Origin of the sequence: Panacagrimonas sp. (genome assembly GCF_965216805.1) — a bacterium.
In the GTDB taxonomy this organism is placed as follows: Bacteria; Pseudomonadota; Gammaproteobacteria; order Nevskiales; family Nevskiaceae; genus Panacagrimonas.
Map to the genome: position 1 here is coordinate 1,819,004 of NZ_CBDCGN010000003.1, position 13,922 is coordinate 1,832,925.

Below are 13,922 nucleotides of genomic sequence, written 5' to 3' on the forward strand. Positions count from 1 at the left end.
CGGGCGATGGCGGGGGCGGCAGGTTCTGGGGGAGATGACGATGAGCGTTCGACGTGGCGACATTCTCGGCATGGCCATGGGTCTTGGGCTGGGGGCCTCGGGACAGGTGCAGGCGGCGCTGGCGATCGTTCCGTTCGTGTCGGGCTCGGTGGAGTACGACAACAACGTGCTGCGACTGCCCAACAACGCGACGGCGTTGCAGCAACGCGGCGATCCCAGGCGGGAGGATGCAGTCAAGACCTACTCCGTCGGCGTCGGCGCGGACTACTCGATGGGGGCGCAAAGTCTCAAGCTGGGTGTTGCCGCCAATCGCACCGAGTACAACCGGTTCACCGAACTGGATTTCGAAGGCCACGAAGTATCCGGTTCGCTGAACTGGGCGGTCGGCAGCATCGTCAACGGCAGCGTGACCCTGCGCGACGCCCGCGCGCTGGAGAATTTTGCCGGCCGCACCGACGCCGTCGGTGACCGCGCGGTCCGCGACAACACCACGGTGGCCGCCGATGCCAAGCTGCGCTTGCTGAGTCGCTACGAATTCAGGCCGGGGCTGCAGGCCAGCCGCGCGCGCTACAGCCTGAGCACATCGCAGCAGCAGGATTTGGACGAGGAAACCCTCAAGTTCGGACTGAGCTATGTGGGTTCCGGGCGTGGCGACATCGGCCTGGAGGCCGTCGTCGGTCAAGGCGATTATTTGCGGCGCACTCCGGGTCCTGGCGTGATCGAAGAGTACGATCAGCTCACCCTGCAGCTGGTCGGCACATGGCAGCCCAGCCCGATCACCACGTTCAGCTTCGGCGCCGGCTCCAGTCGTCGCGACAACCGCGGAGTCGATGTGGGCGACAACTCCGCGTTCGTGGGCAATCTGAATGTTTCCCGCACGGTGTCGGTAAAGACTTCGCTGTATACCGGGGTGTATCGCAGCGTCAGCAGTTCCGAGCTGCAGGGCGAGAGCACGGTCGTCAGTACCGGCTGGAACGTGGGCGGCAACTGGAAGCCCGTCGAGGGGCTGTCGTTCAACGCCAATTTCCTGCTGCAGGATGACCGGTTCGAGGACTCCATTGCGGTAGACAACGGTGGAGAGCGTCGCGACGACCTGCAGAGTGCGAGCGTGTCCGCCGAGTACACCGTGCGCCGATGGCTGGTGCTGAAACCCTATTACGAATGGGAAGACCGTTCGGCAGAAATTCCCGGCGGCAGCTACAAGGCTTACCAGGCGGGCCTGGAGGTCAAGCTTCAGTTTCCGGCCCGGTAGCGATCGGGCACACCTTCAGGGCACGTGCGCGGCATCGGCATGACGGGCGCCGTGCGCCGTGGGCCGTGGGAATCAGCCGAAAACCCGCTTCCAGACATCTTCGACCGCGGCCCTGGAATCGGCCAGTTCGCCGACCACCGCCATCGCCTCTTCACTCTGCAACGCCTTGGCGTGGGCGAATGCGCGGTAGGCGCGATAACTGGCGATCAGCTGTTCACGATCTTCGGGAGACAGGCTTCCAGCCGCGGTCAGGTCGTCCAGTTGCCGCCAGTTGTCGGACCAGCGGATCAGCTCCGGATGCGCTGCAGCGTCTCGAAGGATCAGGTACTGCGTCAGGAACTCGCAGTCGATCACGCCGCCGCGTCCCTGCTTGATGTCCCACTTGCCGTCGCGACGTTTTTCCAGATGACTACGCATTTTTTCGCGCATCTCCACGATGTCTTTGGCGAGCTTGTCAGGGTCCCGCGGACGGCACAGAACATCGGTGCGAATGGCGGAAAACTGCTCCCCCAGGCTGGCCGGCCCTGCGACGTAGCGCGCGCGTGTCAGCGCCTGATGCTCCCAGGTCCAGGCCTGCTCGCGTTGATACTTCGCAAAGGCCTGCAGGCTCACCACCACCGCACCGGACTGGCCGCTGGGACGCAGCTCCAGGTCCACCTCGTAGGCGCGTCCGGCCGGGGTCAGCGTGGACAGCCAGTGAACCACGCGCTGGCCCAGACGCGCGAACCAGGCCACCGCGGGCAGGGCGCGGGCGCCGCCGACACTTTCGCTGTCATGCGCAACCGGGTCGTGGACGAACACCAGGTCGAGGTCGGAGCCATAGCCCAGTTCGATGCCGCCGAACTTGCCGTAGGCCAGCACCCCCAGCGCCGCCGGCCCACCGTCCTCCAGCGTCACCGTTCCGTATTGCGCTTCCAGTTCCTGCCTCGCCCGCTGCAGGGCTGCGCCCAGCACCGCTTCGGCCAGCCAGGTGAGCTGGTCGCTGACCCGGACCAAGGGCAAGGTTCCGCCGACGTCGGCCGCAGCGATGCGCACGGTGATCTCGTTGCGATACCGGCGCAGCGTGTCCATGCCGCTTTCCACGTCCTCCACCGGGATGCCGTCGAGCCGGGCGGCCAGCTCGCTGCGCATGGTCTGCGGATTCGGCGGATCGTAGAGCGTGCGGGGATCGAGCAAGGTGTCCAGCACTGCCGGCGAGGCCGAGATTTGCTCAGAGACCCATTGGCTGGCCGCGCACAGCCGCACCAACTGGGCGCGTACCACGGCCGACTCGTCGAGCAGAGTCAGATAAGTGGAGCGACCCGCGATCGCCTGAACCACCGCGATCACACGCTCGGCGGTACGCACCGGTATTTGGGTCTGGAGCGACTCCTGCAGCACATAGCCCAGCATGCGGCGCATGGTTTGCGCGGCGTTCTCCGACAAGCCGCGCGCCAGGCGACCGCGCGCCAGGTCAATCAGCCGCTGGGCCAGACTGTCCGGGTCCGGCACAAATCCCAGCGCAGCGAGCGCGGATGCCAAGTCAGCCCGCGACCCTCCCGGATCGAACGCAAGGCGCACCGTCGCCATCGCGGGCGGCTCCTGGCTTTCGCGATCCGGTTCCGCAAACACGCGCTGGAATTCCTCATTGACGTAGCGCGTAACCTCCCCGTAGCGATCACACAGACTCTGCCAGTCGGGAAAGTCCAGACCGATGCACAGAGCCTGGCGGGCGTCCGGGTCCTGCGGCAGGCGATGGGTCTGCTTGTCCTCGTACATCTGAATGGCGTTCTCGAGCTTGCGCAGGAACACGTAGCATTCATCCAGCTTTGCAGCTGTTTCGGGCGGCAACAGGCCCGATTCGCCGAGGTAGGCGAGGGTAGGTCTCAAGGAAGGATTGCGCAGATTCGGATCCTGCCCGCCCCGCACGAGCTGGAACGACTGCACGATGAACTCCAGCTCGCGAATCCCGCCCGGACTGAGCTTCACATCGTCCACCACACGGCGCGCCGTCACATCGCCGTGAATACGACGCTTGAGATCCCGCAGGCTGCTGATCGCGTTGAAGTCCAGGTAGCGCCGGTACACAAACGGCCGCAGCCGCTGCAGGAAAGCCTCGCCAGCGGCGATATCCCCCGCAATCGGCCGCGCCTTGATCATCGCGTAGCGCTCCCACTCACGACCGTGGGTCTGGTAGTACTCCTCGGCCGCGTCCACGCTCATCGACATCGGTCCGGCCGAGCCGAAAGGACGCAGCATGGTGTCAACGCGGAAGACGAAGCCGTCCTCGGTTATTTCGGACAGCAGCTTGGTGACGCCCTGCGCGAGCTTGACGAAGAAGCGCTCGTTCTCGATCGGCTCCGGGCCGTCGGTCATGCCATCGGCCGTGTGCAGAAAGATCAAGTCGATGTCGGAGGAGAAATTGAGCTCGCGGCCACCGAGTTTGCCCATGGCGAGGATGATGGGGTGGGCGGGAGTGCCGGCTTCATCGCAAGGTTGGCCGTGCTTCTGATTGAGAGAATCCCCTGCGAATGACAGCGCGGTGACGCAACTATGCTCGGCCAGATCCGATACTGATTCCAAGGTCTCTTCGACCGCCGCCTGCAACGTCAGCGCGCGTGCTGCAACGGCCGCCATGAAGCGCATGCGCTCCACGCGGAGTTTCGCGATGATCGAACGGCTTGACTGATCTGCCAGCGCCGCGTTGCTATCTATCGGAGTGAGCGCCGACTGGACAAGGCCGCGGCACAGAACCGCATCCACGAAGCGACTGGCTCTGCGGGCACAAGTCCATTCATCTGGCGTCGGTTGGGGCGGGAACATAACCTTATGTTGTCGGTGCTGCTGATAGGCAGCGATAGCTTACCGGTGCAGAGATTATCTGGGTGGGCCAGCGATGGCTGGCAAAACGCTCAAAGCTATCGGTGCGGACTTCACTTCGCCGGATCGCGGGAGAGCGGGCAGACTGCTCCCGGGAGTGTCCTGACTGCGGGAGGCGGGCGAGTCGAATGCGCCCAGGTCGTCACAGCACGTCGGCTGGCGCGGCGCACTTTCGAAGTCCTTGCCGGTTGCCCCTTCCACGTGGCCTTCGGCGAAAAGTAGCCTTAACAAAGTGTCAAGCGCCGCTACCGTCCTCAAACGTTGTCCACTTGAGCGACGTCGGTAATCTCGGCGCCGTCGAAATACCAAGAGTCCTTGACCGGATGGAACAGTAGGGCTTCTCCTGGCGCTCGTTCGGAGAACTCCTGGCGGGCGATAGCCGGGCGCCAGCGCAACGTCGATTGCCGAGTAGGATTGGGGTTGGGGTTCTGATCGTCGCCCAGATAGCACGGCGTCACGCCTTGATTGAGGTCGGTGACGCGGTAACCGTTCTGTGACAGAAGGCTTGGCACCAGCACCTCCGCGTGGCCCCGCCAACCCGCCAAGTGCACGGCGTCGATGTGTTGCAGAGCCCGTAGCGAGATTCGATAAGCTGTCAGAAAGCCCTTGAGCAGCGTGTTCTTTGCGGGCGCAGGCTGATTCGCCGGCGACTTCAGGGAGACCCACCAGGGCCAGTTTGGCCACTGCCAGTAGCGCTGGAGATGTCCGCAGATCAGGTCGTCCTGCAGCTCCTCATAGCGTCGCAAAATGTCTCCCCAATTCCCGCGGCACTCGACGTCAGCTTCGATCATCCAGAAATAGTCCTCGGGTCTTTGCCGGCTGAATAGCAGTCCGGGGAAGTGGGCGCTGCCCGGGACGATGTTCTTGGTAACAAAGCGGTAGCCGGCCATGCGCTCCAGCTCATCGGCCCGAAAGCAGAACAGTTCGCCAGGGTTTGTCGACGCGGCCATCGTGTGGCGCCACCGTTCGGTGCTGTCGTCATTGGAGACATCAACCATGACGTGGCATCGGCAATCAGGCCCGACTTCTCGCGCAAGACGCCGGTATCGCGCATCGAGGGTTTGGGACCAGTTGTGGCACTGGAACACCACACAGGTTCTGCTCACGGGGCGACCTATATTGGCGTGAATTGGCGGAGATCGGGGATCGGGAGGCGGGTCGAGATTCCCGGCTCCCAGAATGCTTACGTTTGGGCAGGAGGCCAGCAGATGCATGTCCGCCCGATATCGGCAGTGCAGGAAGTTGGTGATGTCGGCCGGGAAAGGCCGGAACTTGGCGCCTTGCCGATGCTCGCCTCTGGTAAACGCGGACACCAGGGTAGCTCGGTCATTGGGACGGCGCGCCAAGACCTCGATCTGTTTGTCGGTAAACGACTCTCGCGACGCCGTAGCCTGCGCGTACCCTTCCCGTAACACGTCGAAGCTCAGGTGTCTCAGAAGCTCGCTGCGGATCTGCGGAAAAGCTGTGAAATCGTAAAGGACGAAGCGTAGACGGGAATGTTGCCTGATGGCTTCTGCCAAGACCTGATACCAACTGACTTGATCCAACCTAATCGGGGAAACGAATTCGTCGAAGCTGATGAAGGAATGGTGGCGCAGGTACTCGCTATATGCAGAGGGGATGAAATCCGAGAACGGGCGAATGCCGAAGAACGCGGTGACGTCGAAGCCTGGGAAAGAGCGGACGATCCGGGCGAGCCGTGACGTTAACTGTCCATAGGGCGTCGGTGCGCGAATCGCCGCATAGCTGCCGCAAAGATTCTCGTCGGAAAGGATCAGTCGACGATTAGCCGGGCCGGCGAGGTCCGTGAAAACCGTTCTGATATCAAATTCACTCATCCGGTCGAACTGACGCGTAAGATTCTTCCGTATGGATGAGAGTGGTGCATAACCCACCCCGGCTTCGTTCAGCGCGATCAGGTTAATCCGCAGCGTGGCTTGCAGAAATGTCGTTGCCGTCTTGTGGAAGCCCAGATGGACATGCAATTGTGGGGGGGCGGAAGAAACGGGTAGGCCGGGTTCCTTCCGCGACGCCGTCTCAACTGATGTTGTTCTGCCTCGGGGGGCGGCTGGCGACCCGAACTCTTGTAATTCAGACGTCATTCGCAGAGGCCTGTCTGTCCTCGTTGTTCATGGCGATGGCGCAGTACTATGGGGCTGCGAATGTACAAAAAACAACGTTCCCTCTCTGTGGAATTGGGCTAGATTACTGCTCGCGCCGCCGCGGCGAGCGCCAGGGCCATTCGAAATAGAGGGAAAACCACAAGCGTTCAATCACTGTTTGACCATGACACGCCCATTGTCCTCACGTGTACTCAACGTTGTCCGCAGATTGGTCGCCACCAAAGCCGGCGAAGCCGATACATCTGACGACGCGACCGCCCAGGAAGCGCAGCTAGCGCCGCCAGACCTAAAAAAAGACGGCAATACTAGCGAACTTGGACAAGCTCTGATTCCGGAATGGCCGAAGCTCACCATAGATCACGCCTGGAGGGTCGGCGACCTGGGGTGCTTCCTGATCGGCTGGTGCCTGGATCCGGCAAGAGAAATCGGGTCTGTGTATACCGAAGCGCCCGACGGATCCCGCGTGCCGTTGTCTGGATCGTGGGCGCGGGTGGACCGGCAAGATGTCGTCAATGCCTACCCCAACCATAGTGCGCCGCACGATCCGGCTGGCTTCATTGCGCTGGTGCGGGGCGCCGGGTTATCGGGTCAGCTGAACGCCATCATAGAACTAAAGATGGGCTCGTGCATGCGGGTGTCAGCGCAGGTGCGGCCGGTTGAATCCTTCCGCTGGTTCGTCAGGGCGTTGCACGAATCCTATCCAATGAATCACCCGCAGTTGGGCCGGATCATCGCCGACCACGTGGGACCGGCGCTTGAAGCCGCCTATACCAAAGAGACCATTCCGGAATGCGAAGTCCTTGAAGAGCGCTTTGGCCTGCTCCCGGCAAAGCCGGTAGTCAGCGTGATCGTCCCCCTGTACGGACGGGCCGATTTCATGAGGTATCAGCTGGCCCTGCTTTCTGGTGATCCAGACCTGAGCAGTGCAGAGATCATCTATGTGGTTGACGACCCGCGGATCCACGAGACCGCCATCGAAATCGCCAGCGGCATGTGCGAATTGCTGTCAACGCCCGTCCGCATTGTTACCTGTGGCCGCAATCTGGGCTACGCCGGCGCCAACAATCTGGGCGCGCGCGTGGCCAACGGCCAGTTTCTGCTGTTTGTGAATTCGGATGTCCTTCCGACACGACCAGGGTGGATTGGGCACCTTGCCGCCGCGTTTGATTCGTTGCCCGACGCCGGCGTGGTCGGCACTGAGCTTCGGTATGAGGATGGCTCGGTTCAGTTCGCGGGCATGCGGTCGGTACCGCATGACCGTTGGGGAGGGGCGCTGATCAACGTGCACCCGCGCAAGGGGCAATCTCCGGATCTGGTCAATCTGCAGGTGCCAGCGGTATCCGAGAGCGTCACCGGCGCCGTGCTGGCGATGCGGAAGGCCGATTTCTACGAGGTTGGGGGCATGGACGAGGCCTTCCACTACGGCGATTTCGAGGACAGCGCCCTGTGCGCATTGGTCAAGAAGCGGGGACAACGGTGCTTCGTGCTGCCGTGGCTGGGCCTTTACCACCTTGAACGCCTGTCACAAGGCTTGATCGGGGACGCCAACTTCCGAGCCAAGGTCACGATGGTCAACGCGTGGCGGTTTACCACGCACTACGCATCTCACCACGGTCAGCTCGTGTCGTGAATCGGACGTTCGCAACCAAATTTGTTTCCCGTCATTCCCGCGAAGCTCGTCCCCGCGTGCTACAAGTGGGGAACGGAAACCCTGCCCCTCAGACGCCGTCTTCGGTTCGTGCCCGCACCGAAACCTGCCTGCCCAACCCTGCCTGGCGAGGGCAGGCGCTACGCGGACATGAAGGGCGTTATTCAAGGACCCTCGGTTTCACCTCATTAGAAAGCCGCAGATGAATCACTTGGTCACCCTGGCCCACGCACACCCGGACCTGTCGCGTGGTGGCGCGGAGATCGCCGCCCACACCCTGCATAGCCTGGTCAACGACGCGCCGGGTTGGCGTTCCACCTTTGGAGCCGCCTGCAACGAGGCCGCGCTACGTCATGTTGGAACCTCGCTGGGAATCGCGCCCAACGGAACTGACACGTTATTTCATGTGCGTAGCGACCCCTACACCTTCGCCGCCCTGCGGCCGGAGGTGATGGCGGCTGACCTGGGTTCGTGGCTGCGGGCATTGAACCCGAGCGTCGTTCACCTGCATCACTACCTTCATTTCGGCGTGGAACTGATCAGGGTAGTCAGAAATGCCCTGCCGGCCTGTCCGATCGTGGTAACGCTGCATGAGTTCCTTGCCATCTGCGCCCGAGACGGTCAGATGGTTAAGTCCGACGGTCGCCTCTGTCATCGCGAAACTCCGGCGGAATGCGCGCTATGTATGCCCCAGTACAGCCCGCAGGATTTTTTCATGCGAAAACTGTATATCCAGTCCTTCATGAAACTGGTGGACTGCTTTATCGCGCCAAGCCGGTTCCTGCGCGACCGTTATATTGAATGGGGACTTCCTTCCGCGCGCGTCACGGTGCTGGAAAATCCGCTCAGGTCGTCCGGTGCCAGAGCGCGGGCGTCCAAAGCCGCGCGCGACGCGCCCGGATCTAGTCAGGCCAGGCGTGTTCGTTTTGGGTATTTCGGCCAGATCACTCCCTACAAGGGTGTGGAGATCCTGGTGGATGCCTTCAATCGCTTGCCGCAGGAAATCAGGCAGTACGCCGAACTCGAAATACACGGAGGTGGACACGAGCGATTCGGCGACGACTTCCGACAGAAAATCGTCGAGCTATCTGGGCGTGCGGACCACCGAATCCAGTTTTGTGGACCGTACGAACCGTCCAACGTTTCGGAATTGATGCGTGCGGTGGATTGGGTCGTCGTTCCGTCCAGGTGGTGGGAAAATTCACCGCTGACGATACAAGAGGCATTTTCGGCTGGCCGGCCCGTTATATGCGGAGATATTGGCGGGATGGCGGAAAAGGTAACGGACGGTCTTGACGGTGTTCATTATCGAGCAGGAAGCTCCACCAGCCTCATGCACGCGTTTGAGCGCGTGATTGCAAATCCGGCGCTCGGCGTAGATATGGCTCAGCGCTTGGTGTCGAAGTATCAAGGGCAAGCTGAGGCAGGCCCGTTTGTCCGACTCTACCATTCTCTGCTGAGCAGTGCGGACGCTCCATCGGTCGAGAAGGACGCCGTGTCTGTGAGCAAGGCTCCGTTATCGAATTTCGCGTTCATATGCTCCACTGGCCGAGCAGGTAGCACGCTGCTGGCGAAATGTCTCAACGCGCACAAAAGCATCGTGATGCGCGATCAATATCCCTACGAAACGCGGATTATCCAGTATCTGCTCGCGGCGAAGTTCAATGAACGCCCGGCGCTGGAAAATGAACTCGAATCATTCCGTGGCGTGCGCTACGCCATTCCCATGGCGGCAGACCGCATCGCCAAGGCCTGGGCAGAGAAGTCCCGTGATAATGCAGATTTGCTGGATTATTACGGCCTTGCACGCGCCTACTACGAAGCGGTAGCCGATGAGCAGGGCAAGCGGGCGGTCGAATGGATCGTGGAGAAGGCGGTGGGTTTGCAGATGACCGACGAGATACTCGCCGCGGATCACGGCGCGCGGGCAATCGTCTTGCTGAGGGATCCGAGAGATGTGTTCTGCTCGATACGGGCGTTCAACAAGAAGGCGTCGTACTCGAAAGGGTTCGGTGCCGATTCCGGTGACGATGCGCTGTTTCGGAGTCTGGTCACGTTTATCAAGCTCTCCGAGAAGCTGCAGCGTTGCCACACGGACCGGGTTCACATCGTGCGCTACGAAGACCTCATCCGAAGCGAGGCGGCGCTGGCCAGGCTTCTATCCTGGCTTGGAGTTCCTTTCGGCGACGAGTTGGTTTCCGCAATCTGGACGCAGTCGCAGGAGGTGGATGCCGATACGGCAGACCATTCCACCTCAGCGTCGGCCACTGCAAGCGTAGGAAGATGGTGCGAGGACGCTGAGGACGAGGACAGGAACCTGTTCAAAAAGTACGCGAACGAATTGGCCCGGTGGGGCTACGACCAGTTCAACTCATCCGGTGACGTGGTCGTGAAGCAAGCCTTGGAGTTCCCGTGAGTCCACCGGGTGGAATTTTCGGGCGAAGAGCTTGCCGCTCGACAGAATGGCCGGCAGGTGTTCCATTCGCAGGAACTTCCCCCGGGCTTTGCTATCGTCACTCCAATCCACATAGTGCAATCCGTTTCGGCGTGATAGGTGCGGCATGCTGTTGAGTAGAATGGTCTGAAAGAACGCTTCGTCCGGGCAAAACGAAAAGCGGAAGCGATCAATGACGAAGCGATTATCGGGGTTTCCAGAGTAATCGAGTATGGCATCTATGGCTCTTGCCGTCAGTGCCCAGAACTGACTTCCATAGTAGTACCGGAGCGGGAATGGGTTCGGCGCAGGAATCGCGGACCGAAAGTTCGCCAGATAGCTTCGTAAACTCGCCCCCAAGGTACCCGCCACCTGCGGATCGGTTTTCGGGTTCAAGATCGTATGATCAATGAGGTGGTATCGATTTATTCGAAAATAGATGCTGTGATCCTTAGGATCGATCAGCCGGGCATCGATGTATTCGAGGTCCGTGTCCAGTGTTTCGCGAATTCGCTGCATTGATTGGCACGGAAGGCATGTTCCAGAAAGCAGGACATAGCGGTCGAAAACTCCTGAGGTGCGCGCTTCATTTATCAGATTAAGCGTGGCCTGAACCATACTGTATCCGGCCCAATTTATTGAAACCCTGTGTTCGCACAGAAGGACGTTGGGAATGCGCTTCGACAATTGGCGGAACGGCGTGATGTCGACCTTGGCGTCAACGTGAACAAAGCAGTGCCCGTTGAGGGGCGCTATCGCTTCCAGCAATTTTCCGAACTGGCTGGGATGTTCGTGTGCCAGAATTAGGAGTGCGAGTTTTTTATGGGCAGGTTGCATAAGAACGTTGCAGTATCCCCGTAGTATCAGCCCCTTCGATCAGGGACGGCGTAGGTTGACTGATTATCGCGTGGTGTATGCCTGTTTGGATTGGATCAAAGTTCGAAAATATAAAGTTGAACAAATAACAGTGATGATGTCGTCATGTTTAGACAATACCTGATCGCAAATAATATTCAGTCGTTATTTGTGGAACCTTGCACGTACACGCGGCGGAATGCCGATTCCGCGCAGATTGTGCTGAATGTTCCAAGTTGTCTAGGACAGATCGCCGGCGGCGCGAGGAGGCGGACTACGTATTTTTCAATTCTAGCCCCCGGTCCGGTAGATCTGCGTGGGTTTCGAGCGTACACCAACGAACAGAATCAATTCTTTCTTGACGAAACGAATGATCCAGGGTGGAGTAGGGCTTCATTTGCCACGCGATTTGCGGCCCGCGACCGATTCGAGGATTTCGATGCCAGATGGTCGGGCGAAAAAGTGGAGTTGCCCGATCTGGTCGTAAACAAGAGGATTACTGAGCCGGTTCTTTCCCTATGTTCGGCCGAACCGTCGAATTACGGATCATGGATTTACAGGATTATTCCCAAGTTGGCATCCGTGCTCGTTGATGATCGTGCGCTGTTTCTCTATGCCCATTCGCGGTGGCAGAGAGAGCTCCTTGACTATTTTGCGCCAAGGCGTCGGTTCCTCGGTCAGTATCCGAGATTCAATTACAGCCTTTCTGATGCGCTTATCCCAACGATGCGTAATCGAGGTGTGCTACTCGATGATCAGACACGTGCTTTCTACCGCCGCCATGCCGAGTCCGTGCCGCGAAAATCCGACATGAGGCGGGTCTACCTGTCCCGGAGAGCCCAGAAGATAAGGCCGATGTTAAACGAGGCTGATCTAGAAGGCGGGCTGCGGTCGAAGGGTTTCGATATCATCCAGCCAGAGGCACTGACTCTAACTGATCGTATCCGGGTAATACGGGATGCGGAGGTTATCGTCTGCCCAGGTGGGTCGGGTCTTTTCAATCTCGTTTTCGCGCTGAATGCGAAACTGGTCCTGGATATCGAGGCCAGCAAGACATGGATTTTTGCTCATTCCAATTTGATGAACTCACTCGAGCTTCCGCATGTGCTACTGATTGGAGATCAGGTGAAAACCAGAAATCAGCACGCGGAATGGATTGCCCCGGTGAACGAGGCGATGAGGTGCCTCGACCAGCTAATGTGATCGGCTGGAACTTGTGATTCGGATGTATGCGCGTTTCCAAGCGTTGACCTATCAAAAATCAGGGCGCCCGTAGGCGCCACGATCATGCTGCGGTCGTCGGCAATCATGCCGCCTGGGTGCGGGTCTCGGTGATGCGCGCCTCGATCTTCTTCTTGTCGCCAGCGCCGTCTGCGCTTCGCGCTGCTGATTGCGTAACCCGGCCGAATCCTGACTCCACGCTGCCAGGCCAAGGGACCCGAGGGGAGCTTCCCCGTCAGCCCCCATGCCGCGTCCAGAACTGGACCGGGGTGACGATGCGAAACCGCTTCGCAAGCGCTAGCAGGTCCTTGTCGCCAGTGATCAGGTAATCGGCCTTTGCGGCGGTCAACGTGAGCAGTACGGGCTGGTCGGCCGGGTCGCGAAGGTCCGCGTCTGGCGCTCCCCGTGGCTCGATGACCTCGGACAGGAACAGGAAGCTGTCGGCCAGGTCGCGGATTTCTGCAGAGGTCATCTGTATCTGCGGCAAGCGTGGCAGCACCCTGACCATCTCGTCGGGGATGAAGCGCGAAAGCAACACTGTCAGGCCGCCCTGACGCCAGGCGGTGACGATGCGGCCGGGCACGCTGACGGGTAGGCAAGGCCGGACACCAGTACGTTGGTGTCGAGCAGGACGAGCAATCCTGGCATCAGCGCCGCTTGCGCTCCGCTGCTGTCGCCGCATCGACCTCGGCAAGCCCCTGCTTGATCGGCGTATCGGCATAGGCCTCGGCGATGCGGGCGAACAGCTCGGCGTCGACCAAGGCAGCAACTGGTTTGCCGTCCTTGTTGATGACGATGCCGTCTTTTCGGTATTGAACCTGATTGAGCATCTCGCCCAGGTTCTCCCGGAAGTTCACAGTTCAGGCAAAGGAGTGAGGTTAGTTGTCTGCCCCTTGAGCTTGGCCGGCAACTTGGAAGCGCCAATCCGTGCGTCGTCACTCACGTCTCGGGGCCGCTTTTCTCTCTATGCCCCCGGCTGCTTGCTTCGCCAACTAAGGTCGGGTTTCCGGTCTTGTGCCACGCAGTCTCTGAGATACAGATTGATCAGACTCTGGTACGGGATCCCCGTTTCGTCCGACATGCTCTTGAAATAGCTGACGACATCATCGCCCATGCGAATTGTCACCGGCTTCTTGAGTTTGGATGTGTACGGGTTCGTCCAGGATTTCATAGTAGAGAAGTCATATTCCTTTTTCATGGTAGCGGACCTCGGTAGTGGTGGCGTTCATTTTCAGTGGCTTTCCGAGCAGAAATCAGCCTGATGGTGTTCCCGCTATTCCGCTCGCAATGGCAGACCACAAGAACACGGGACCGAATGCTCATGCCAATATAAGGAAGCGCTCTTCATCGTCAGAATGATCTTCATCAAGGAATTGTCTCGCGTAGTCGTCAAGGAAAACGGACTTCGCTTCCTCGAAAGAAATGCCGTGTTTCGACAGGTTGTCCCGCGCTTTCTTCGAATTTCATTCAAACGCGATCATAAATACAGTGTACGTACATCGATTGTGTGGTCAATGTCTCCCAAGTGTC

The 13,922-nt window shown here is 59.9% G+C and carries 9 protein-coding genes and 2 pseudogenes; 4 read left to right on the forward strand and 7 right to left on the reverse strand.

Annotated elements, in window-relative coordinates:
* Positions 1–40 precede the first annotated feature (40 nt).
* Positions 41–1,252, forward strand: a complete 1,212-nt coding sequence (locus ACOOHP_RS21305) for an outer membrane beta-barrel protein (RefSeq protein ID WP_420468476.1) — start codon at positions 41–43, stop codon at positions 1,250–1,252.
* A 72-nt stretch (positions 1,253–1,324) separates the two neighbouring features.
* Here the strand turns inward: ACOOHP_RS21305 and glnE are convergent, their stop codons facing one another.
* Positions 1,325–4,054 (reverse strand): bifunctional [glutamate--ammonia ligase]-adenylyl-L-tyrosine phosphorylase/[glutamate--ammonia-ligase] adenylyltransferase, encoded by a 2,730-nt coding sequence (gene glnE, locus ACOOHP_RS21310; RefSeq protein WP_420468477.1) that lies wholly within the window; start codon positions 4,052–4,054, stop codon positions 1,325–1,327.
* 311 nt (positions 4,055–4,365) lie between these two features.
* A complete protein-coding gene (locus ACOOHP_RS21315; RefSeq protein WP_420468478.1) occupies positions 4,366–6,096 on the reverse strand; it encodes a hypothetical protein in 1,731 nt (576 codons plus the stop codon).
* A 301-nt stretch (positions 6,097–6,397) separates the two neighbouring features.
* On the opposite strand from ACOOHP_RS21315, the gene ACOOHP_RS21320 reads away from it, so the two are divergent.
* Together ACOOHP_RS21320 and ACOOHP_RS21325 are read left to right on the forward strand one after the other, a co-directional pair.
* Entirely contained in the window at positions 6,398–7,864 is a 1,467-nt protein-coding gene (locus tag ACOOHP_RS21320; RefSeq protein ID WP_420468479.1) for a glycosyltransferase family 2 protein, read from the forward strand.
* Positions 7,865–8,084: 220 nt separating this feature from the next.
* Positions 8,085–10,298, forward strand: coding sequence for a glycosyltransferase (locus tag ACOOHP_RS21325; protein ID WP_420468480.1), 2,214 nt, complete (start codon positions 8,085–8,087; stop codon positions 10,296–10,298).
* Here the strand turns inward: ACOOHP_RS21325 and ACOOHP_RS21330 are convergent.
* Positions 10,254–11,153 carry a beta-1,6-N-acetylglucosaminyltransferase gene (locus tag ACOOHP_RS21330; RefSeq protein WP_420468481.1) on the reverse strand — a complete coding sequence of 300 codons (900 nt, stop codon included), beginning with the start codon at positions 11,151–11,153 and terminating at the stop codon, positions 10,254–10,256. The genes ACOOHP_RS21325 and ACOOHP_RS21330 overlap by 45 nt on opposite strands.
* A 144-nt stretch (positions 11,154–11,297) precedes the next feature.
* Between ACOOHP_RS21330 and ACOOHP_RS21335 the strand changes: the two genes are divergently transcribed.
* Positions 11,298–12,374, forward strand: coding sequence for a glycosyltransferase family 61 protein (locus ACOOHP_RS21335; RefSeq protein ID WP_420468482.1), 1,077 nt, complete (start codon positions 11,298–11,300; stop codon positions 12,372–12,374).
* 253 nt (positions 12,375–12,627) lie between these two features.
* Here ACOOHP_RS21335 and ACOOHP_RS21340 read toward each other — a convergent pair.
* The 4 genes and pseudogenes from ACOOHP_RS21340 to ACOOHP_RS21355 all read right to left on the reverse strand — a co-directional run bounded on the left by ACOOHP_RS21340 (position 12,628) and on the right by ACOOHP_RS21355 (position 13,831).
* Positions 12,628–13,040, reverse strand: a pseudogene (locus ACOOHP_RS21340) (putative toxin-antitoxin system toxin component, PIN family).
* Positions 13,040–13,249, reverse strand: a complete 210-nt coding sequence (locus ACOOHP_RS21345; RefSeq protein WP_420468483.1) for a type II toxin-antitoxin system prevent-host-death family antitoxin — start codon at positions 13,247–13,249, stop codon at positions 13,040–13,042. The pseudogene ACOOHP_RS21340 and the gene ACOOHP_RS21345 overlap by 1 nt, the downstream one beginning before the upstream one ends.
* Positions 13,250–13,356: 107 nt before the next feature.
* Positions 13,357–13,590, reverse strand: coding sequence for a BrnA antitoxin family protein (locus ACOOHP_RS21350; RefSeq protein WP_420468484.1), 234 nt, complete (start codon positions 13,588–13,590; stop codon positions 13,357–13,359).
* A pseudogene (locus tag ACOOHP_RS21355) lies at positions 13,587–13,831 on the reverse strand (BrnT family toxin). The gene ACOOHP_RS21350 and the pseudogene ACOOHP_RS21355 overlap by 4 nt, the downstream one beginning before the upstream one ends.
* Between the last annotated feature and the right edge of the window lie 91 nt (positions 13,832–13,922).

Coding starts and splice junctions, on each gene's coding strand:
- ACOOHP_RS21305 (WP_420468476.1), top strand. CDS start 41: ATGAGCGTTCGACGTGGCGACATTCTCGGCATGGCCATGGGTCTTGGG.
- glnE (WP_420468477.1), bottom strand. CDS start 4,054: ATGTTCCCGCCCCAACCGACGCCAGATGAATGGACTTGTGCCCGCAGA.
- ACOOHP_RS21320 (WP_420468479.1), top strand. CDS start 6,398: ATGACACGCCCATTGTCCTCACGTGTACTCAACGTTGTCCGCAGATTG.
- ACOOHP_RS21325 (WP_420468480.1), top strand. CDS start 8,085: ATGAATCACTTGGTCACCCTGGCCCACGCACACCCGGACCTGTCGCGT.
- ACOOHP_RS21330 (WP_420468481.1), bottom strand. CDS start 11,153: ATGCAACCTGCCCATAAAAAACTCGCACTCCTAATTCTGGCACACGAA.
- ACOOHP_RS21335 (WP_420468482.1), top strand. CDS start 11,298: ATGTTTAGACAATACCTGATCGCAAATAATATTCAGTCGTTATTTGTG.
- ACOOHP_RS21350 (WP_420468484.1), bottom strand. CDS start 13,590: ATGAAAAAGGAATATGACTTCTCTACTATGAAATCCTGGACGAACCCG.